The organism is Tateyamaria omphalii, assembly GCF_001969365.1.
Classification (GTDB): domain Bacteria; phylum Pseudomonadota; class Alphaproteobacteria; order Rhodobacterales; family Rhodobacteraceae; genus Tateyamaria; species Tateyamaria omphalii_A.
In genome coordinates, this window is the sequence record NZ_CP019312.1 from 2166780 (window position 1) to 2187101 (window position 20322).

Annotated in this window: 21 protein-coding genes; 4 read left to right on the forward strand and 17 right to left on the reverse strand. The window is 63.3% G+C overall.

Annotated features, from left to right (window positions below):
* Window positions 1-35: 35 nt before the first annotated feature.
* The 6 genes from tolB to BWR18_RS10780 all read right to left on the reverse strand — a co-directional run bounded on the left by tolB (window position 36) and on the right by BWR18_RS10780 (window position 5370).
* Window positions 36-1352 carry a Tol-Pal system beta propeller repeat protein TolB gene (gene tolB / locus BWR18_RS10755; RefSeq protein WP_076628140.1) on the reverse strand — a complete coding sequence of 439 codons (1317 nt, stop codon included), beginning with the start codon at window positions 1350-1352 and terminating at the stop codon, window positions 36-38.
* A complete protein-coding gene (locus BWR18_RS10760) occupies window positions 1349-2452 on the reverse strand; it encodes an energy transducer TonB (protein ID WP_076628141.1) in 1104 nt (367 codons plus the stop codon). The genes tolB and BWR18_RS10760 overlap by 4 nt, the downstream gene beginning before the upstream one ends.
* A gap of 4 nt (window positions 2453-2456) precedes the next feature.
* Complete coding sequence (gene tolR, locus BWR18_RS10765) at window positions 2457-2927, reverse strand: protein TolR (protein WP_076628143.1); 471 nt, start codon at window positions 2925-2927, stop codon at window positions 2457-2459.
* A 3-nt stretch (window positions 2928-2930) separates the two neighbouring features.
* Window positions 2931-3626 carry a protein TolQ gene (tolQ, locus tag BWR18_RS10770; RefSeq protein WP_076628145.1) on the reverse strand — a complete coding sequence of 232 codons (696 nt, stop codon included), beginning with the start codon at window positions 3624-3626 and terminating at the stop codon, window positions 2931-2933.
* 103 nt (window positions 3627-3729) lie between these two features.
* On the reverse strand, window positions 3730-4119 hold the full coding sequence (locus BWR18_RS10775; protein ID WP_076630255.1) for a YbgC/FadM family acyl-CoA thioesterase: 390 nt from the start codon (window positions 4117-4119) through the stop codon (window positions 3730-3732).
* A gap of 117 nt (window positions 4120-4236) precedes the next feature.
* Complete coding sequence (locus tag BWR18_RS10780) at window positions 4237-5370, reverse strand: carboxylate-amine ligase (protein ID WP_076628147.1); 1134 nt, start codon at window positions 5368-5370, stop codon at window positions 4237-4239.
* Window positions 5371-5886: 516 nt separating this feature from the next.
* Here BWR18_RS10780 and BWR18_RS10785 point away from each other — a divergent pair.
* Window positions 5887-7026 (forward strand): lytic murein transglycosylase, encoded by a 1140-nt coding sequence (locus tag BWR18_RS10785; RefSeq protein ID WP_076628148.1) that lies wholly within the window; start codon window positions 5887-5889, stop codon window positions 7024-7026.
* A gap of 680 nt (window positions 7027-7706) precedes the next feature.
* Here the strand turns inward: BWR18_RS10785 and BWR18_RS10795 are convergent.
* Genes BWR18_RS10795 through ruvC form a run of 4 tightly spaced genes read right to left on the reverse strand, consistent with a single transcriptional unit; the run spans window position 7707 to window position 10569 of the window.
* Entirely contained in the window at window positions 7707-8330 is a 624-nt protein-coding gene (locus tag BWR18_RS10795) for a hypothetical protein (RefSeq protein ID WP_076628152.1), read from the reverse strand.
* Between the two features lie 9 nt (window positions 8331-8339).
* A complete protein-coding gene (gene ruvB / locus BWR18_RS10800) occupies window positions 8340-9374 on the reverse strand; it encodes a Holliday junction branch migration DNA helicase RuvB (RefSeq protein WP_076628154.1) in 1035 nt (344 codons plus the stop codon).
* Window positions 9375-9415: 41 nt separating this feature from the next.
* Window positions 9416-10069, reverse strand: a complete 654-nt coding sequence (ruvA, locus tag BWR18_RS10805; protein ID WP_076628155.1) for a Holliday junction branch migration protein RuvA — start codon at window positions 10067-10069, stop codon at window positions 9416-9418.
* Window positions 10066-10569: a crossover junction endodeoxyribonuclease RuvC gene (gene ruvC, locus BWR18_RS10810; protein ID WP_076630256.1), complete on the reverse strand. Its 504-nt coding sequence runs from the start codon at window positions 10567-10569 to the stop codon at window positions 10066-10068. Before ruvC ends, ruvA begins: the two co-directional genes overlap by 4 nt.
* A gap of 344 nt (window positions 10570-10913) precedes the next feature.
* Between ruvC and BWR18_RS10815 the strand changes: the two genes are divergently transcribed.
* Entirely contained in the window at window positions 10914-11123 is a 210-nt protein-coding gene (locus tag BWR18_RS10815; RefSeq protein ID WP_076630257.1) for a DUF1127 domain-containing protein, read from the forward strand.
* Between the two features lie 99 nt (window positions 11124-11222).
* Here the strand turns inward: BWR18_RS10815 and BWR18_RS10820 are convergent, their stop codons facing one another.
* The 3 genes from BWR18_RS10820 to BWR18_RS10830 form a co-directional block, all read right to left on the reverse strand.
* Entirely contained in the window at window positions 11223-11570 is a 348-nt protein-coding gene (locus BWR18_RS10820; RefSeq protein WP_076628157.1) for a hypothetical protein, read from the reverse strand.
* Between the two features lie 113 nt (window positions 11571-11683).
* Window positions 11684-12550: a 50S ribosomal protein L11 methyltransferase gene (locus BWR18_RS10825; protein WP_076628159.1), complete on the reverse strand. Its 867-nt coding sequence runs from the start codon at window positions 12548-12550 to the stop codon at window positions 11684-11686.
* Window positions 12551-12610: 60 nt separating this feature from the next.
* Window positions 12611-13843 carry an MFS transporter gene (locus tag BWR18_RS10830; protein ID WP_076628161.1) on the reverse strand — a complete coding sequence of 411 codons (1233 nt, stop codon included), beginning with the start codon at window positions 13841-13843 and terminating at the stop codon, window positions 12611-12613.
* 273 nt (window positions 13844-14116) lie between these two features.
* Here BWR18_RS10830 and BWR18_RS10835 point away from each other — a divergent pair, with 273 nt between their 5' ends.
* Entirely contained in the window at window positions 14117-14566 is a 450-nt protein-coding gene (locus BWR18_RS10835; RefSeq protein ID WP_076628163.1) for a methylated-DNA--[protein]-cysteine S-methyltransferase, read from the forward strand.
* A gap of 16 nt (window positions 14567-14582) precedes the next feature.
* Here the strand turns inward: BWR18_RS10835 and BWR18_RS10840 are convergent, their stop codons facing one another.
* From BWR18_RS10840 to fsa, 4 genes are all read right to left on the reverse strand, one after another.
* Window positions 14583-15272, reverse strand: a complete 690-nt coding sequence (locus BWR18_RS10840; protein ID WP_076628164.1) for a CDP-alcohol phosphatidyltransferase family protein — start codon at window positions 15270-15272, stop codon at window positions 14583-14585.
* A 50-nt stretch (window positions 15273-15322) separates the two neighbouring features.
* Window positions 15323-16261: a tyrosine recombinase XerC gene (locus tag BWR18_RS10845; protein ID WP_076628166.1), complete on the reverse strand. Its 939-nt coding sequence runs from the start codon at window positions 16259-16261 to the stop codon at window positions 15323-15325.
* 82 nt (window positions 16262-16343) lie between these two features.
* On the reverse strand, window positions 16344-17051 hold the full coding sequence (locus BWR18_RS10850; protein WP_076630258.1) for a DUF484 family protein: 708 nt from the start codon (window positions 17049-17051) through the stop codon (window positions 16344-16346).
* A gap of 294 nt (window positions 17052-17345) precedes the next feature.
* Window positions 17346-17999, reverse strand: coding sequence for a fructose-6-phosphate aldolase (fsa, locus tag BWR18_RS10855; RefSeq protein ID WP_076628168.1), 654 nt, complete (start codon window positions 17997-17999; stop codon window positions 17346-17348).
* Window positions 18000-18089: 90 nt separating this feature from the next.
* On the opposite strand from fsa, the gene BWR18_RS10860 reads away from it, so the two are divergent.
* Window positions 18090-20282: a primosomal protein N' gene (locus BWR18_RS10860; protein WP_076628170.1), complete on the forward strand. Its 2193-nt coding sequence runs from the start codon at window positions 18090-18092 to the stop codon at window positions 20280-20282.
* Window positions 20283-20322: the final 40 nt, after the last annotated feature.

The window sequence follows — 20322 nt, forward strand, 5'->3', positions numbered from 1 at the left end:
TACCACGTTCCTCGACCAGAGGAAAACGCAACCGTTCAATTCTGCAATGGGCCCCAGGACGGGTCCGACCCGCCGTCGGGCGTCCGCACCGGTCGCAGGTTCCGGCCCGTGATGTCCACCGAATAGAGCGTCGAACGGCCCGCCGCGCCTTGGGTTTCGCGCGAGAACATGATGACGCGGCCATTGGGCGCCCATGTGGGCCCTTCATCCAGGAACGACGCGGTCAGCAAACGCTCTTCCGATCCGTCGGTGCGCATCACGCCAATGTGAAACCGGCCCTTGGACTGTTTCGTAAAGGCGATCAGGTCCCCGCGCGGCGACCACACGGGCGTGCCATACCGCCCCTCGCCAAAGGAAATGCGCCGCGCCTCGCCCCCGCCCGCAGGCATGACATAGAGTTGCTGCGTGCCCGACCGGTCACTTTCGAACACGATCTGGTCTCCGTTGGGGCTAAAGCTGGGCGCCGTCTCAATGGCGGGGGTCGAGGTCAACCGCTGCGACTTACCCGACGCCACATCCATCGCCCAGATGTCAGTGTTTGCGCCCTGCGTCAGGGAATAGACAACCGTCTGCCCATTGGGGGCAAAGCGCGGGGCAAAGCTCATCGTGCCCTGCTGGCTTTCCAGCACACGGCGCTGCACGCTGCCCACATCCAGAACGTAGATGCGCGGAAAGCCCGTCTCGTAGCTGGTGTACAACACCCGGTCACCCGTGGACGAAAACCGCGGCGCCAGCACGATGGATTCCGAGCCAGTCAGATACTGCACGTTGGCCCCATCGTAATCCATGATCGCCAGCCGCTTGCGGCGCTCGGCCTTGGGTCCGGTTTCGCTGACAAAGACAACGCGGCTGTCGAAATACCCGGTCTCGCCCGTGATACGGGAATAGACGACATCGGCCATCTTGTGCGCGATGCGGCGCCATGCGTCCGTGGTGCCCGCCAGCTGCAGACCGTCGCCCAGCTCTGCGCCTGAAAACACGTCATAAAGCCGGAATTTCACATTGATCTGGTTGCCGTTCACACTCACGGCACCCGCCACAAGCGCCTGGGCATTGATCGCCTTCCAGTCTGCATATTGGACGGGTGCTGCAAAATCGCTGATCTGGCTGATAAAGGCTGAGGACGGGATCTCTCGAAACAGACCCGTGCCCGCCAAATCCTCGGCCACAACACGGGCGATGCGTTGGCCCCAATCGCCTGCCTCCCCGCCCTCTGGCACAAGGTCGGGAATGGCCACGGGCAAGGGTTCAATCACCCCTTCCGTAATCTCGATCCGCAGGGGTCCGCTCTGTGCCGCAGCCCATGCAGGCGCCAGACACATCAGGATCAGACAAAGCACTCGAACCATCATTTGATACGCATCCTTTCGGGATTGAACGTCATCTCAATTTCTTTCCACTGCCCGTATTTCTCGGCAGGCAGGTCATATCCATCGCGCGTGCAGCGAATAATGGCGCGCCGCGCCGCTTCAAAGGCTTGCTGGGCCGCCGCTTGTGATCCGCCCGAGCTTGAGGCCAGCCGAATTGACGGGATCACGGGCGTACCATCCTGGCTCATGTCCACGGTGACGACGACGGTGGTCTGCAACGCTTCGGACGACAGCGACCCGACATTCCAGCAATTCGACACCGCAACGCGCAGCGCATCCTTTTCACCCGCCGACAGGGGCGGGCCCTGCGGCACGTTAACTTCGGCGCCGCCGAGTGCTTCGCGCAAGGCGTCATTCACGTCATCACTTGTATCCGCAGGCTCCGCTGCGGGCGTGCTGGGGGTTTCCGGCGCCGGCGCCGGTTCCGCCGTCTGCACCGGCGGGCTGGGCCGCCGCGCGGGCGGGCGCAACGATGCGGTCGGCGCACCGGTCGGCTCCTCGGCTTCGGTCACAATCTCGGTCGTGGCTTCTTCGGGTGCGGTCGCCTCCTGCTCTTCGGCCTGCGTCTCGCCCGTTTCGCTTTCGGTGACGGCATCCTGCTGCACATCATCCGGCGCCGCCTCTGGTTCCGGCGGGGCAACCGGATCGGGCGCCACCCGCTCTGCCTGACGCGGAACAGGACGCGGCGCCACCTCGGGCACGACAACCGCCTGATCCTGCGGCGCGGGCTGCACCGGCGCGTCGTCGGCAACCTCCGGCTCCGGCTCGGGCGCGGGCGGCTCGGGCACCACATCCGGCTCGGGCGCCGGGCTCGGCTCGGGTGGCTCCGCCTCGACAGCCTCATCAGGCACAGGGGTTTCAACCGGGTCCGGCGCCACATCTGGCTGCACGGGCAAGGCCACATCGGTGGCCGTGTCCGGCGCAGGCCCACTTGGCAAAAGCGCCTCGAACGCATCGGACGAAATCACAGACACTTCCGTCACCTCGAACGGCAAGGGTTCGGACTGGAACGACCCACCAAACAGCATCCAGCCGATCAGGCCCGCATGCCCGATGCCCGATATGACCTGACCGGTGTTCAAGAGGTTACCCCTCCTCGCCGTCCAAGGTCGGCCCGCCAATATCTGTCACAAGGCCAATGTTGGAAAACCCACCCGCATTCAGCGCGCCCATCACCTGCATGACCTGCTCATAAGGCACGGCACCATCGGCGCGCAAAAACACCTGATCACTGTCCCGCTCGGTCGCAATGGCGCGCAAGCGACCGATCAACTCGTCCCGCGCGACAGCGGTGGTCTGGATCTGGATCTCTCCGGTCGCCGTCACTGTGATGGTCAACGGCTCCTCCTGATCCGTGGGCAAGGCATTGGCCGCCGTCTCGGGCAGGTTCACAGGCACCCCCACGGTCAAGAGCGGCGCCGCCACCATGAAGATAATAAGCAGCACCAACATCACGTCCACAAAGGGCGTGACGTTGATCTCGGACATCGGGCGCGCCCGGCTACGCTTGCGCCGCCGCGACCCGCCCCCGTCTTTTTGAATGACACCCGCGCCCATGGCTCAGCCGTCCAACTGGCGGCTCAGGATCGTGGCAAACTCGTCCGAGAACGCCTCGTACCCGGCCACGATGCGGTCACTGTCCGCACTCAGCTTGTTGTAGAAAATGACCGCCGGAATGGCCGCAAGCAGGCCCAGACCCGTGGCCAACAACGCTTCGGCAATGCCGGGCGCGACGACGGCCAAGTTGGTGTTCTGCTGCTCTGCAATCTCGATAAAGGCGTTCATGATGCCGATGACGGTGCCGAAAAGCCCGATAAAAGGGGCGGAGGATCCGACAGTGGCCAACACGGTCAAGCCACCCTGCAAGCGCTCGGCCTCCTTGGTGATGGCCACGTCCATGCTGCGATCAATCCGGCTGGTGGCGCCCGCGATCAACCCACCGTCTTCGCGGTGCGACCGCTGCCACTCGATCATGCCTGCGGCAAACACCTTCTCCGATGCGCCTCCGGGGTCCGGCCCGATCTGATCAAAAAGCCCATCCAAAGGCTCGCCCGACCAGAACGCCCGATCAAATCGGTCGGCTTCCGCACGGGCGCGCCGGTACACCAACAATTTCTGAATGATAATGGCCCACGCCCAGAACGATGCGACGATCAGTATGATCATCACCAACTTCACCGTAAAAGTCGCGCGCAAGAAAAGCCCCCACATCGAGAAATCAACCTCGTGCGCCAGGGCGAGCGTTTCTGCTTCCATACTGCCTGCTCATTTGTTTGGCCGCTTGTTCGGCTCTTGTCTGGCGCAAACACTAAGGCAAAGGACAGGGGAAAGCTATCACTTCGACGTCAGAACGCCGGTATTATGTGTTCATTGCGCGGATTTCCGCGGGCAAACGCACCGGTTTTCCGGCCGTTGTCATGGTTACGGCAACGACATGGGCGCGGAACAACACCTGCCCGCCCCGCTGCACTTCCTGATCAAAGGTCCAGCGCACCGGGCTCGCGGCCCTGTGGGTCGTGACAACCTCCAACCTATCGGCCATCCGCGCGGGCGAGATGTAATCGGCCTCCACCCGCGTAACGACGAACACCAGCCCCTCTGACCGCATAGCGACCTGATCCAGCCCGCACTGCTCGACAATTTCGGACCGCGCACGTTCGATATAGCGGAGGTAGTTCGCATAATAGACGACACCGGCCATATCGGTGTCTTCATAGTAAACGGTCAGCGGAAAGCGATGCGGGGTCATGGGCGCCTCAATCTGCGATGCAGGGCCATAGATCACGAGGATCGCAACAGGCGCAAGGCCCGCGCCCGCTGTTCCAAATGACAGGCGCAACGGCCAACGGGCGCGCTGCCGCGCCCGTCAAATCCCCACACTGAACTCGGACACCAAGGATCGCACGACCTCTTTCAACGCCTCGGCCTCCCCCGCCCCGGCCTCGATCGCATCCCCGTACACCGCCACCTGGCGCTGAGAACTGGTGCCATGGTCCAATATCCCACGCACATGCTGCATCTCGTCCAAGCATCCCAGATGCTCGGCATGGGGTTCCAACAGCGTGATCAGATCTTCAAGAATATCAGCAAAGGGCACGATCTCGCCCGCGCCGAAATCAATCAGCCCCTTGGTCAGCCCATAGCGTTGCGCCCGCCACCGGTTCTCCTCGATCAGAAACCGGTCATACTGCCGCCACCGCTTGTTGTCCCGGCCCAGCGTATACAGCATCCGCATCAGGCTTTGCGTCAGCGCCGCAATCGCAAGCGCGTCGTCCAACAGGGGCACGACATCGCAAATGCGTGATTCCAGCGTCGGGAACTGCCTCGAAGGGCGCAGGTCCCACCAGATCTTGCTGGCATCCTCGATAATGCCGGTGTCGATGATGGTCCCTACGGATCGCTGATATTCGGCATAGCTCGACAAGAGCGGCGGAAGACCCGTGCGCGGCAGGTTGTCGAAAACACCCAGGCGGTAAGAATGGAGGCCCATCTCCACCCCTTCCCAAAAGGGCGATGACGTCGAAAGGGCCAGTAAGTGCGGCAGGAAATACGAAAACTGGTTCAGCAGGTCGATCCGCAGATCTGCATCCTCGATACCCACATGCACGTGCATACCGCAAATGAGCATCCGGCGAGCCACCCCGGCCAGATCCTTTTCCAACGCGCGGTAACGTTCCTTGTCGGTAAACGTCTGCTCCTGCCATTCGGCAAACGGATGCGTTGACGCCGCCACCGGCTCAAGACCGTAGGCGTTGCACAGCTCTTTCACCGTGCGCCGCAGATGCGCCAGGTCCGCGCGCGCCTCGGCAATGGTCTTGCATACGCCCGTGCCGACCTCGATCTGGCATTGCAGGAATTCGGGGCTGACCTTGTCGCCCAAGCGGTCGGCGCAGTCCCGCATCAGCTCTTCGGGTGCAGCCACCAGGTCAAGGGTCGTGGCATCCACGACAAGGTATTCTTCCTCGATGCCCAGTGTGAACGACGGTTCGCTGCGCCCCATGGCCAATTCTCCAGAAACGCGGTCCGAACTGTAGCGGAACCACGATGCTCAACATGTCCGACGTCGCTCCCGTTCTCGCACAAGAAGGATGCAAGTCAGAGGCCAGTCTAAGCACCGACGCACGAAAGGACAGCCAAAAGAGCGACGCGCCAGGGCACGCTGTGTTCCGTGACTGTTCCAAAAGAGATGGGGTGGAACCGTTCCTTTTCGCCGCGCGACCTTGCTCTGGACCGTGGGCGCCGCTCCGCAAAAAGGCGCAGATCCAGCGACCGCACCGGATCGTGCGTCAGTCTATGCAGAAATGGTTAATTTCGGCGCAACGCGGCGTACGCTCGCCCAAGACGTTGAAGTGGCTGTCAAATGACGAAGTGGTAAAGATAGGATAACCACAGCGCACCCCTTGTCCCCGCGGGGACACCGGCGATTAGGCGCCGTCCCGCGCGCACGCCAAGCCTTTGCAGACGGCCCCGCCTTGCCTAAGTTCCTGTCCAGCAGTCACAAGGTACAGGCACCAAAATGTCCATCACCCGCAGAACCCTCCTGCTCGGCTTCGGTGCCGCAGCCCTCTCCGCCTGCGCGGACACTGTCCCCCGCAGCAGCAGTGCGCCAACCGGCCTGCCCCCGGACTTGCGCCCGACGCCGAACGCCGCCTACGACGCATGGGTCGCCAGCTTCCGCACCCGCGCCACGTCCCAGGGCATCTCGTCCTCCACGCTCAGCGCCGGATTCCGAGGCACCGGCTACCTGCCGGGCGTCGTGCGCCGCGACCGCAACCAGACCGAGTTCACCCGCACGCTCGAAGACTACCTGTCCATCGCCGCCTCGGACGAACGCGTGTCCAAAGGGCGCGCGGCCTTCGCTCGCCACCGGGACACTCTGAGCGCGGTCGAAGCGCGCTACGGCGTGCCCGCCAACATCGTGACCGCGATCTGGGGCCTGGAAAGCTTCTACGGCGAACGGCGCGGCGACGTGCCGGTGATCTCGGCCACCTCCACGCTCGCCTTCGACGGACGCCGCGGCGCGTTCTTTGAAAAGCAGTTGATCGAGGCGCTGCGCATCCTGCAATCGGGCGACGTGACGCCCGCCAACATGACCGGCTCCTGGGCGGGCGCAATGGGACACACCCAGTTCATCCCGACATCCTACCAGGCGTTCGCCGTGGATTTCACCGGCGACGGGCGGCGCGACATCTGGTCCGACGATCCCTCCGACAGCCTCGCCTCCACCGCGGCGTATCTCTCGCGCAACGGCTGGCGCGCGGGACAAAGCTGGGGTCGCGAAGTGACGGGTGACGCCTCGGGCAGCGTCATCCAGCCCCAACCCGGCGGCCCCCGCTTCGCCGTGACACGAAACTTCCGCGTGATCAAAACCTACAACAACTCCGACAGCTACGCGATTGGCGTCGGCCATCTCGCCGACCGCATCGCAGGCGGCGGCCCGCTGCGCGGCAGTTTCCCGCCAGACCAGTTCGGCCTGACCAAAGACGACCGCATCACGCTCCAACAGCGCCTCACAGCGCGCGGCTTCGACACAGGCGGCGCCGACGGCGTGATCGGCAACAACACCCGCGCTGCGATCTCGGCCTATCAGGCCAACCAAGGCCTGTCTCCGACAGGTGATCCTTCGCTTGAGTTGCTGCGTCGCCTGGGCGGCTGATCAGCACCGCCCGTCCTTGGCCTGACTTTCCGCAATGACCGCACAGACGACGTAACGGCCCGGTCACGACCGCTGTCCAAAGGCAACTATTTGCAGCGCTCGCGGGACTTGCCCGGCGAAAGGCCTTGTTCACTCAGTCAGTTATGGACCCTCCGCAAGCGCAAACACAATGCACCGCTACTTGGCGTCCAGAACCCAATCCAGCACTGCTTTTGTGCTCGCGAGGTAAACGAAAAACGGCAAGTAAAGAGGAATCCCCACGACAAGTGCAACGATGGTTTCTGCTGCACTCAAGGACCCGTTATCAAACGCGCGAACCACAGGCGCGACAGTAGGACTGATTAATAGGAAAAGCGCGCCCAGCGCGCCCGACAAAACGATATGCAAGAGAACCGGGAACCTGCGAACTCCACCCTCTTCGCCAAACGTGTAAAGTCTTGACCCGTCCAACATAGACCTCACTCCACCGCTCATTCGCCACGTCTGTGAACTAGTCAGAAACTAAGGAGATTCAACTAGGGCGGGATAAGCAGCGGCAGAAATCCAGCCGCAACGATGTTGGAGAGAAACTGAATTTGACCAGCGCAGCGAGACGGCCCTTGAGCCCTGATGAAACCGAAGGCTGCTGTGACTGGTCCGAACGGACGGATTGTTCAGACCGTCAGCCCTTTGCGGAGAAATCAACTCGCTGCGACGGCCCGTGCACTCAGACGCAGCGCATGTGACGGATCATCTGCCGCCGCTGGCATGACCGGATCATAGGCCGCGCGGATCAAGGCTGCGATGTCAGGGCGCAATACTGTTGTCTCGCCCGCGACGGCCAGCGGTGAGCGGTCGCGGAACGCGAGGTCGGACCAGAGCAGCATCGACTGCACCACCTGGCTGAGCGCCAGTGTCTCCGCGGGGACCGTGCTGAGATGCTTGTCCATCCGAAGGAACACGAAACACGCCTTGATTGCGCCGGCCGCGTCGAAGCGGAAGATGCGGTATTGGTTGGCGTCCGCGTCCTGCAACCGTTTTACCAGCGGACCCAGATCCGGCACCAGGCGATCAAGGCCGGGGACCTCCGGCAACTCCGCCCAATCGGAGAAGAAGAACCACATAAAGTTCGAGCCCAATTCCGGGTCCGTCTCGGCCATCTCATGGCCAGCCAATTGGCACACGGCCTCGACCGCGCCTTTGATCGTGCCAAGCGTTTCGTCTTTGACGCCAAAGACCACGGGCGCGAGAGGACGGCCCCAGCGGGCAAAGACGTAGTCACCACTGTCGCGGGTGAAGAGCGCTTCGATCTCGTCCGGCCGCATCGTTAAGCCTTAATCAAACAAATCGCCTGACGACTTCGGCGCCTCGAGCCCCAGATCCCGCCACGCGCGTTGTGCCAACATACGGCCCCGTGGGGTGCGTTGGATCAGGCCCTGTTGCAGCAGGTAGGGCTCGATCACCTCTTCCAGAGCATCGCGGCTTTCGCTGAGGGCGGCGCTGAGCGTTTCGACACCCACCGGGCCGCCGCCGTAATGGTCGGCCATGAGCTTCAGGTAACGGCGATCCGCACCATCGAGGCCGAGGTGATCGACGCCCAAACGGGTCAGGGCCGCATCCGCCAGTTCCTTCGTGACGCGGCCATCGCCATCGACCACGGCGAAGTCCACGACCCGGCGCAGGAGGCGCCCGGCGATGCGCGGTGTGCCGCGGGCGCGGCGCGCGATCTCGCGGGCGCCGCCCTCGTCCGCGGGGGCGCCGAGGGTGCGGGCGTTGCGGTCCACAATCGTGAACAGCTCGTCTTCGGTGTAGAATTGCAGCCGCGTGGGGATGCCGAAGCGGTCACGCAGGGGCGTCGTCAGCAGGCCCATACGGGTGGTGGCCCCCACCAGGGTGAAGGGCTGCAATTCAATGCGAACGGTGCGCGCGGCGGGGCCTTCGCCGATGACGAGGTCAAGCTCGAAATCTTCGAGCGCGGGATAGAGCACTTCCTCGACCGCCGGGTTGAGGCGGTGGATTTCGTCGATGAACAGAACATCGCGCGCTTCCAGATTGGTGAGGATCGCGGCCAGATCCCCGGCCTTGGCCAGCACCGGGCCGGAGGTCATGCGGAAGTTCACGCCCAGTTCGCGGGCCATGATCTGCGCCAGCGTCGTCTTGCCCAGACCGGGGGGGCCGTGAAACAGGGTGTGGTCCATCGCCTCGCCCCGCTGCTTGGCGGACTGGATGAAGACGCGCAGGTTGGCGCGCGCCTCGGCCTGGCCCACGAAGTCGCTCAGAAGCTGAGGGCGCAGCGCACGGTCGAAGCCGCCCGCATCGTCGTCAGGCAGGGGCGCGCCGCGCAGGGTTGGGTCGGAGGCGTCTGTCATGGTGTCCTAATCGTAAGGCGGAGGTGTCCTCCGCCCACCATCTACCCTTTCGGAGCCAGAAGTTTCAACGCGGCGCGGATCAGCGCAGGCGTTTCCGCCTGCGGGTCTTCGCCTGCGGCCTGGGCCACGGCGGCGGCGGCGTCCGACGGGCCGTAACCAAGATTGCCAAGGGCCGAGAGCGCGTCGGCCTGGGCCGAGGACGGTGGGGCGGCCATGGATATGGGTTCGATCACATCCGCTTCGGCCATCGCGTCGCCGGTGGCTTCGGCCACGGTGCCGCCCATGGCCATGACCGAGGGCGCCTTGTCCTTCAGATCCAGCACCACGCGTTGTGCGATCTTGGGGCCGATGCCCTTGGCGGCCTTGACCGCGTTCCAGTCGCCCAGAGCGATGGCGCGGCTGACGCCGTCGGCACCCAGCGTGCCCTGTATTGCAAGCGCCGCCTTGGCCCCCACGCCCTGAACGGACATCAGGAGACGGTGCCATTCCTTTTCCACCAGCGTCTGGAAGCCGAAGAGTTGCATGAGGTCTTCGCGCACCACGAGGTCGGTGAAGAGCGCGCAGGCCTGACCCACGGGCGGCAGTGACGCGAGCGTGCGGTCGGAGCAATAGACAATATAGCCCACGCCGCGCACGTCGATCAGGACGTGATCCGTGGCCTTGTAGTCGATGCGGCCGGAGAGTTTTCCGATCATGCGCGTGCCCTTGCGACTGCGGCAGCGAGCCCCTGCCCCGCGCCGTGATGGGCGTGACAGATGGCGATGGCGAGCGCGTCGGCGGCATCCGGTCCGGAGATGTCCACACCGGGCAGTTGCACGCGCACCATATGGGCCACCTGCCTTTTGTCGGCATGGCCCACGCCGACCACGGTTTTCTTGACCGCGTTGGGCGCGTATTCACCGACGCTGAGCCCGGCCCGTGCCGGCGCCAGCATGGCGATGCCGCGCGCCTGTCCGAGTTTGAGGGTGCCTGCGCCGTCCTTGTTCACGAAGGTCTGTTCGACGGCGGCGGCTTCGGGTGCATGGGTGGCGATGATGGTGGTGATCTGGTCAAACAGGCTGAGCAGGCGCAGGGACAGATCATCGCCCGATGAGTTGCAGATGCCGTTGGCCACATGCCGCAGGCGCGGGCCATCTGCGTCGATGATGCCCCAGCCCATGTGGCGGAGCCCCGGGTCGATCCCCAAAATTCGCATGCTGTGCCGCCCTCGCCCGTTGTTTTTTGCTTTTGTGATGGCGTAGCACGAAAGGCGAACATCCGCCAAGGGGTAAGGCAGAGTTCCGTTTGCGACATGGCGCTGTTCTGTTTTCGACATGTGATATGTCCGCGGAGGGTGAACCGGCGTGAGCAAACGGTTGAAATACCGGCGTTTGCCTGAATTTTCCTCGTTTTTTCGGCGTGTTAACGACCTTGGTCGTCATGCACAAAACGCATATCACGTATGAGAATTGACAGGTTGTTGCGCGTTTTCATCGCGCCTAAATGCACAGCACAACGCCGAAGACTTCGGCACAACAAATCGAAAAAAGGACTGCTGCAATGGCTGCTTTCGACACCACCCGCCCCGCATATGGCGCTGCCCCCGTTGCAGGCCAATTCAAAGGCTTTGTTTCTAACCTGATCGCCCAAGTGGCTGCCTGGAACGACGCCCGACTGACCCGCAACGCCCTGAACGCCCTGACTGACCGTGAGCTTGAAGACATCGGTTTGGTCCGTGGCGACATCGATGAGGTGGCAAACCGCCACTAAGACGTCCCTCCTCTCCCAAGACTGGACGCGCTGTGCACACAGCGAAAGCCGCGGACCTGAGATCAGGTGCCGCGGCTTTTCTTTGGAGGGTCGTTTGAATTACTCGACGAAGGGGTCGATGAACCCTGCGATGAATTGCGTCGCCGGATCGGCCTGCATCAGCTTTGACCCAAGCTGTTCCAGCTGAGCGCCTTGCTGCAGCTTCGCGACGCGTTCGTTGTAGGTGATGTCGCCCAGAGAGGCGAACATGAGCGCCTTGAACACGAAGAACCCTGCGCTCAGGGCGAGCAGCCCCCTGAGCGGGAAGCCCCGGCGGGCGCGGCGGCGCGGTTTGACGACGATCAGGCCATCGCCGCGCATCCTGGTGGTGTACCCGTTGGCCATCGCCGCATGCTTGCGGCCAAGGCCAAACAGGCGCTTGCGAAAATGTTGCTGAGTCTCGACCATAGGCAGCCTCGTGAACTCCGAACCAGCCCCCACCGGTTTCGGATGTCAAACTGCCGGTGAAATGTGGCGAAATCTGGGCAAATGCGTCAAAAGCCGTTAAAAACTCTGATGAATTATGGCTTTTTGCACAGGGTCAGGGTGGTCCATTCACCAATCTCTTCGCGGTGGATCATACTGTTTCCCAGTTGGGTATAGTGGCCCGCGACCTCGTCCGCCTGTTCGTTGAGGATGCCCGACAGAATCGCATGCCCGCCCGGAGCCAGCCTGTTCGTCAGGTCGGGCGCGAGCGCGATCAAGGGCCCTTTTAGGATGTTGGCAAAGATCAGGTCAAAGGGTCCTGCGAGGTCGGGGTGGTCGAAGCCCGCCGCCTCGGCCAGTTTGACCTTGTCCTGCATGTTGTTGGCCACGAGGTTCGCGCGTGCCACATCGACCGCCTGCGCGTCGATGTCGCTGGCGATGATGTCCGTGTCCCAGATTGCCGCCGCGCCCATGGCCAGCACTGCCGTGCCGCAGCCGATGTCGGCCACCTTGTTCGCCGTCACGCCTGCATCTGCCAGCCGGTCGAGCGCCTTGAGGCAGCCCAGCGTCGTGCCGTGGTGGCCGGTGCCGAAGGCCATTGCTGCCTCGATCAAGAGGGGGTGCTTGTCTGCGGGCACCTTGTCGGCGTCATGGGAGCCGTAGACGAAAAAACGCCCGGCCTCGACCGGGGCCAGTTCGCGTTTGACATGGGCGACCCAGTCGGTTTCAGGAAGTTCGGAGACAGAGAAGGGTTTGGCGCCCATCGCGGTCGTCAGCAAGAGAAGTGCGGTGTCGTCCGGTTGGTCGGTGAAGTAGGCGCCGACTTCCCAAAGGCCCGACCCGTCCTCAACCTCGAACACACCGATGCCGGTGGGTTCGGGATCAAGGTTTTCGAGGGCAGCGCCGAGCGCATCGGCCTGCGCCTTGCCGTTGAGCGTGGTGAGGGCGGTCCATGTGGGCATGATCGTCTCCGTTCCGATTGGACGGAGCCTTAGCGGGGCCGATGTGGTCCGGCAAGCGCTCTATCCCGCGGGGGCGGGCAGCGCGCCGGTGAGCCGGGTTTCATGGCCAGGCACCGGGTGGCGCGGGATCAGGAGCGCGAGGCAGAGCGATGTGGCGGCCATGCCCGCCGCCAGCAGGAACACCGCGCCCGGGGAGAAGAGCCAGAGGAGGCCCAGGGGCACCGGCAGACCCACCGCAGCGATGTGATTGATCGTGAAGGCGACGGCGGCGGTGGGCGCGATGTCCGCCGGGTCCGCGATTTTCTGGAAGTAGGTTTTGAGCGCGAGGGCGAGGCCGAAAAAGATGTGGTCGAGGACATAGAGAGCGGCGGCGATCATCAGCCCCCAGCCCATGAAATAGACGCCGCCATAGGCGAGGAAGACGCAGACGAGGCCCGCATATTCAAAGACCAGCGCCTTTTGTTCCCCGAAATGTGCAACGATGCGGCCCAGCAGCGGCGCCACGAGGATGTTGACCATCAGGTTGATGAGGTAGAGCGCGGTCAACTCATGCACCTGAAACCCGAACTTTTCGACCATCATAAAGCCCGCGAACACCATGAAGATCTGTCGCCGCGCGCCTGACATGAATTGCAGCGCGTAATAGAGCCAGTAGCGTTTGCGCAGGATGAAGGTCTTGAGTTGCGGTGTCGGCGCCTCGAACTGGGGATAGGCGAACATGGCGAACATGGCGATGGCCGCCGTGATACCGCCGCCCACCATGTAGACGGTGTTGTAGGTCAGGCCCAGCGGTTCCCACAGGACCATGATCACGAAATAGACGAGGAAAGTGGCGGTGGACCCTGCGGCCAGCAGCCAGCCCAGCATTTGCGGGGCACGATCCTTGGGCAGCCATTGCAGTTGCAGCGACTGGTTGACCGTCTCGTAATAGTGAAAACCGATGGAGCTGATGAAGGTCAGTGCGAGGATGCCGCCCATCTGCGGGAATTGCGCCGTCAGAGCGGTGGCCACCCCCAGCATCACCAGCGAGACGAGCCCCAGCACCTGTTCGCGCATCACCATGATCACCAGGATCACGCCAACGGCGAGGAAGCCGGGGATTTCGCGGATCGCATGCAGAAGGCCGATATCTGCCCCATCGAATTTGGCTGCCTCGACCACGAAATTGTTCAGAAGCGCCAGCCACACCGAAAACCCGATGGGCATGGCAAAAGCCATCAGGAACAGAAGCGCCGTGGGGCGTTGCCAGCGCGGCAAGGTGCGCGCGTTATCGAGGGTTATGGTTCGGGCCATTATGTGGGGTTACGCCTTTTTTATTTGGTTGGCGAGGGGGATTGATGTGCGCTTGGGCGCATGGCACCTGCGCCTTACGATTGGGAGGTGTGTTGCTGGCGTTGCGTGTGTTGCAGGGTTCGGAGCGTCCCCACAGGCACCTAATGGGCAATGGACGCCATTTGACATCGGGATGAGCGGAGCCCCGTACCGCAGCGCGAGCATGTGCGGGGTGGACGCGAAAGCACAGGTTTCGGGTTGCGCTGGGACGATACAGTGATGACATTCTAAGCCATGTTGCAAGCGGACGTTCAGACACAGTTTGGCCCCCTGACGATCACCGAAGACGCTGGTGCCGTCGTGCGCCTGAGTTGGGGGGTGTCGGGCTGTGCCGGTCGGTCCGGTGTGCTGGATGCCGCCGCTGATCAGCTGCGCGCCTATGATGCGGGGCAGCTGGAGCAGTTTGATCTGCCGCTGGAGGTGCGCGGATCGCAATTTCAGCGCGATGTTTGTGCCGCGATGTCGGAGATTCCGTTTGGTGAAACCATAACCTATGGCGACATCGCCAAGCGTCTGGACGCGCCTGCACAGGCGGTGGGTCAGGCCTGTGGTGGCAATCCCATACCCATCCTCATTCCCTGCCACCGGGTCATGGGCGCCAAGGGGCTGACCGGGTTTTCGGGTGCAGGTGGGGTCGAGACCAAGGTTGCCCTGTTGCGGCACGAGGGCGGATTTCTGATCTGAAAGATTTAGAAAACGGTCAGCGCGGTGGGAAAAGCTGTTGCGCAAGACCGGCGAAGACCAGGTAAAGCGATGTGATCACCAGCCCCCAATGCGCCCAGCTTTCCGGGTGGAAATCGACCCAGGCCGCCCAGCCTGCAAAGAATGTCCAGGCCAGGGCCATCGGCAGGCTTAGCCACCGCCAGCGTTCCGTGCGCACGGGATGGATGAATTTCAGCGGCAGAAACATCCCCACAGCCAGCACCGTCACCAGCGCCAGCGAGACCCAGAAGTTCGGCTCGAGCGCGAAGATCACCAGCACCACCATGTTCCAGCATCCCGGAAAGCCGGAAAAGGAGTTGTCCTTGGTCTTCATCCGTGTGTCGGCGAAATACATGGCGGAGGCAAAGGTAATCAGGATGATCGCCACCCAGCCCGTTAAGCCTGCCATCAGGCCAGAGGCAAAGAGCGCGAAGGCCGGTATGAAGACATATGTGAGATAGTCGATGATCAGGTCCAGGAGGACGCCATCGAATTCGGGGGCGTTTGTTTTGACGTCGTATTTGCGCGCCAGCGGCCCGTCGATGCCGTCGACAAAGAAGGCCACGACGAGCCAGAGGAACATCAGGTCCCATTTGGCCTCGACCGCGGCCAGCATGGCCAGCATGGCAAAGACCGCACCGGTGGCAGTGAGAAGGTGAACGCTGAGCGCGCGCTTTTGGAGTGTCATCGTAGCGTCATGGTCGATTGCGGAGGATGTTTCAAGACGGACGCGACGTGTCAGGCCTTGGGGTGGGCTTTGGCGTAGACTTCCATCAGCCGGACGGTGTCGACGGCGGTGTAGGCTTGGGTGGTCGACAGCGAGGCGTGGCCCAGAAGTTCCTGGATCGCGCGCAGGTCGCCGCCTGCGTTCAAGAGATGCGTGGCAAAGCTGTGGCGCATGGCGTGCGGCGTGGCGCTTGCGGGCAGGCCAAGCTGCATACGGGCATTGGCCATGACCTTTTGGATCGCCCGCGGCGCGAGGGGGCCGCCGCGGATGGCGCGGAACAGGGGGCCGTCGGCAGGCAGGTCGTAGGGGCAGGCAGTCACGTAGGCGTCGACCGCGTCGCGCGCGGCGTCAATCACCGGCACGATCCGTTCCTTGCCGCCCTTGCCGGTGATCCGCAGCACTTGCGGCAGCGGCGCTTGTCCGGCGCTGAGCGACAGCGCCTCGGAGATGCGCAGCCCGCAGCCCCAGAGCAGAGTGAGCACCGCCGTGTCGCGCAAGCCCACCCAAGGCTTGTCGGATTGCAGCGGGGCGATGTCGAGCAGGTCGCGGGCCGCGCTTTCGTCAAGCGGGCGCGGCAGTTTCTTGGTGAATTTCGGTGACCGCGTGCTGAGCACAGCGGTGGGTTCGAACCCCTCGCGGTTGGCGAGCCATTTGTAGAACGCCTTGACCGCCGACAGCTTGCGGGCGAGCGACCGGGCGCCCACGCCCCCGGACCGAGTGCGCGCCATCCACGACCGCATGTCGCGCGTGTCGATGCGTGACAGCGCACCAAGGCCCTGCGTCTGGCCCGAGTGCTCGGTCATGAAGGCCAGGAATTCGGTGATGTCGCCACCATAGGCGGTCACGGTGTTCTGTGCCGCGCCCTTGATTGCGCGCTCATGCGCCAGGAACTGTTCCAGCGCGTCGCGGGCGGCGGGCGAGATCAAAGCACTTCTGGAAACCTCAGTCATCAAACATATCGAAAACGGCCCGAGCGCGCCGAAGGCGTGGCAGGGTATTTTCGATCCATTCTTTTCCAGAAGTGCAACGGGCTCATCCCAGCCAGCGCCGCATGGCCCGTTCGAACACGCCGGTGAAAAAGGCCAAAAGGTCGGTGCCTTGTTGCGGGCCGAACATGTGCGGGTCTTCGGCGCCCATGACCAAAAGGCCCGGCAGACGCCCATCGCCGAAGTCGAGCTTCAGGCACGCCTCGGACCGGATCCAGGTGGCGTCTGTGCCGTAAATCTCGGGGTCGGCATCTTGCACCTGGCGCAAGGTCACTTGCCGGACGTTGCCGCCGCGCCCATCGGTCAGGTAGTCGTCGATGAAACCGGGCTCGGCCACGTTCAGCACATCGCCCAGACGCTGCACTGCGGGATCCTTGTCGTTCTGCGTAGACTCCAGAACCAGCTTGACCGCGTCCACGCGCAGGATATCCGCGACCTCGCCGCCCAGATCCTTGAGGAACGCCTCGAACTCGGTGGGGTCGAGCATCCGCAGGATGGCGCGGTGGATCTGGTTGGTGCCGGCGAGGTTTTCATAGGCGGCGGCAATCACCGAACGGTGCGTGTCTTCCAGCCGGTCAAGCCGTGCCTCGAGCCGTTCCATCGCAAGCCCGCGCAGATCGACGATATTGCCCCCCATCGCGCGTTCATTGGCCGCGATCAGGGCGTGCATCAGATCCTTGTCGTCCAGAATGACATCGGGTCGTGAAATGATCGCCTCACGCAGGGCGTCGTCAATCTTGGGCTGGCTGCTCATACCGTACCTGTTTTTGATCTTGGGCGGTGTCATACCACAGCCGATTCGCGAAATCTGCACCGAAGTTCGAATAATTTTCCGGATGGCAGCGTGTTGTTGCCAGGGTGCCCTCAAGTGACGCCACGACCGGGGAAGCGGGCACGCAACTTCCCCGTGAACGGACGCTTCCACCCTGACATATCCAGCCCATGAACACCGCACCCGAAGCCACCGCTCACGGACCCGGACCCCGCGTTTTTCCGCTGGGGCCGGATGCGCTTCGTGTGTTGCTGAGACGGGCCGGAAAGCCCTGAGTTACAGGATTTTCTGACCCGTCTTGGCCCAGTCCTTCATAAAGGCATCAAGGCCCTTGTCCGTCAGCGGGTGGCTGGCCAGCTTCTTGATCACATCCGGGGGCGAGGTGATGACATCGGCGCCGATCTTGGCGCAGTCCTGGATGTGGTTCACCGACCGGATGGACGCGGCGAGGATTTCCGTTTCAAACTCGTAATTGTCGTAGATGGTGCGGATGTCTTCGATCAGGTCCAGGCCGTCGATATGCATATCATCGAGCCGTCCGATGAAGGGCGAGATAAAGGATGCCCCGGCCTTGGCCGCCAGCAGGGCCTGGTTGGCGGAGAAGCAGAGCGTGACGTTGACCATCTTGCCCTCGCCCGACAGCACCTTGCAGGCCTTGAGCCCGTCCCAGGTGAGCGGCAGCTTGACGGTGATGTTGTCGGCGATCTCGGCCAGCTTGCGGCCTTCGGCGATCATGGCGTCGCTTTCCAACGCGACCACCTCGGCGCTGACCGGACCCTCGACCAGATCGCAGATTTCCTTGGTCACTTCGAGGATGTCGCGACCGGATTTCAGGATCAGCGACGGGTTGGTTGTGACGCCGTCAACCATTCCCAGATCGTTGAGTTCGGCGATGGCGTCAATCTCGGCGGAGTCTACAAAGAATTTCATGTGCGGCCTCTCTTGATGGCTTGGCGTTTGCTTGGCCAGCGTTTACCTCATGGCGAGTGACGCGGAAACCCCTCATAAGTTGGCGCTAACATGGTGCCGTCCTTCTATGACGAAGGGGCGCTTGTCGCGGTGCTGACCACGCAGCCGCTGGACCGCGCGCTGGACTACAAGGCACCCGAGGGGGGATGCCATCTGGGCGCCTTTGTCGAGGTGCCGCTGGGACCGCGCAAGGTGTTGGGCGTGGTCTGGGGACCGGGCAAGGGTGATTATGATTATGCCAAGGTGCGGTCGGTGCTGCGGGTGCTGGATGCAGCCGCGATGCGGGACGAGATGCGCGCCTTTCTGGAAAAGGCCGCGGCCTATACGCTGACGCCCATGCCCGCGATGCTGCGCCTGGCGACGCGCGCGCCCGGATTGGGTGATCCGCCATCCATGCGCAAGGTGTACCGGCGTGGACCGGAGGAGCCGGACAGGATGACGGATGCGCGGCGGCGTGTTCTGGAGTTTATGAATGAATATGGTGACTTGGCCTTCACCCTTAAGGAGTTGGCTGAACTGTCGGGCGTGACCTCATCGGTCATCAAGGGGCTGGTCAAACAGGGCGCCGTGGCCGAAGAGGACAGCCCCCGCGACCTGCCCTTTCCACCGATGGATCCGTCACGGCCCAGCAAAGAGCTGACCGAGGATCAGGCGCGCGCCGCGGCACATATCGCGAAGGCTGTGCAATCAGGTGCTTACGGCACAACCCTGCTGCGCGGTGTGACCGGATCGGGCAAGACGGAGGTCTATCTGGAAGCGGTCGCTGCGTGCCTGACAGCCGGGCGGCAAGCCCTTGTTCTGCTTCCTGAAATCGCGCTCACGGCGGAGTTTCTGAAACGGGTGGAGGAGCGGTTTGGCGCGCGGCCCGCGGAATGGCATTCGGGCGCCACCATGACGGAACGGCGGCGCATCTGGCGCATGGTCGGTCAGGGCAATGCGCAACTGGTGATCGGGGCGCGGTCGGCGCTTTTTTTGCCCTTTCAAAACCTCGGTCTGATCGTGGTCGATGAGGAGCATGACACCTCCTACAAGCAGGAGGATGGTGTGCTGTACAATGCCCGCGACATGGCGGTGTTGCGGGCGTCACTGCTGGGGGCGCAGGTGGTGTTGGCGTCTGCCACACCGTCGCTGGAGTCGTGGGCCAATGCCGAAAGCGGCAAGTACACGCGCCTGGATCTGGAGGCGCGGTTTGGGCCTGCCGTCATGCCCACGATGCGTACCATCGACATGCGCGGGGAAAAACTGCCCAGCAATCGGTGGGTATCGGAAGAACTGAAAAGGGCGGTAGATCAACGGCTTGAGCGGGGGGAGCAGGCGATGCTGTTCCTCAACCGTCGCGGCTATGCCCCCATCACCCTGTGCCGGGCCTGCGGGCATCAGGTGGGGTGTGACCAGTGCGATGCGCGCATGGTCGAACACCGATTTTTGAAGCGGCTGATGTGCCACCAGTGCGGTGAGACGAAGCCCTTGCCCACCGTCTGTCCATCCTGCGGGGCGGAGGACCGGATGGCACCCGTAGGCCCTGGTGTTGAGCGGCTGGGCGAAGAGGCGGTGGCGCTGTTTCCCGACGCCCGCGTGGCGGTGCTGAGCTCGGACATGTATGGCTCGGCCCGCGCGCTGAAGGCCGAGATCGAGACCATCGCGGAAGGTGGCGCTGACGTCATCATCGGGACCCAGCTGGTGGCAAAAGGCCATAACTTTCCGTCACTTACGCTGGTCGGTGTGATTGATGCCGACCTGGGCTTGCAAGGCTCTGACCTGCGGGCGGCAGAGCGAACGTTTCAGTTGATGCGCCAGGTGGCGGGCCGCGCCGGGCGGGCGGAGAAGCCGGGGACGGCGATGCTGCAGACCTACCAGCCCGAGCACCCGGTCATTCGCGCCATTCTGGCAGGCGACGAGGAAGGGTTCTGGCGGGCGGAGGCGGCGCAGCGCGAGGCGGCGGGCGTGCCACCTTACGGGCGCATGGCCGGCATCATCCTGAGCGGACCGGATGTGGCGCAAGTCTTTGATATCGCGAACGCATTGGCGCGCAATACCGGCCCCCTGCTGCGGGTCGGCGCGCAGGTCTTCGGCCCTGCGCCCGCCCCCATCGCCCGTGTCCGCGGACGCCACCGCGTGCGGCTGTTGGTCAAGGCGGGCAAGGGGGTCGCGCTGCAAGGCGCGATTGCGCAGTGGGTGAGTCAGGTCCGGCTCAAGGGCGATCTGCGCCTGGCTGTCGATATCGACCCGCAGAGCTTTTACTGACCCGGTGCCAGTTGACGTCGATCCGGTGAGTCGCACCCCC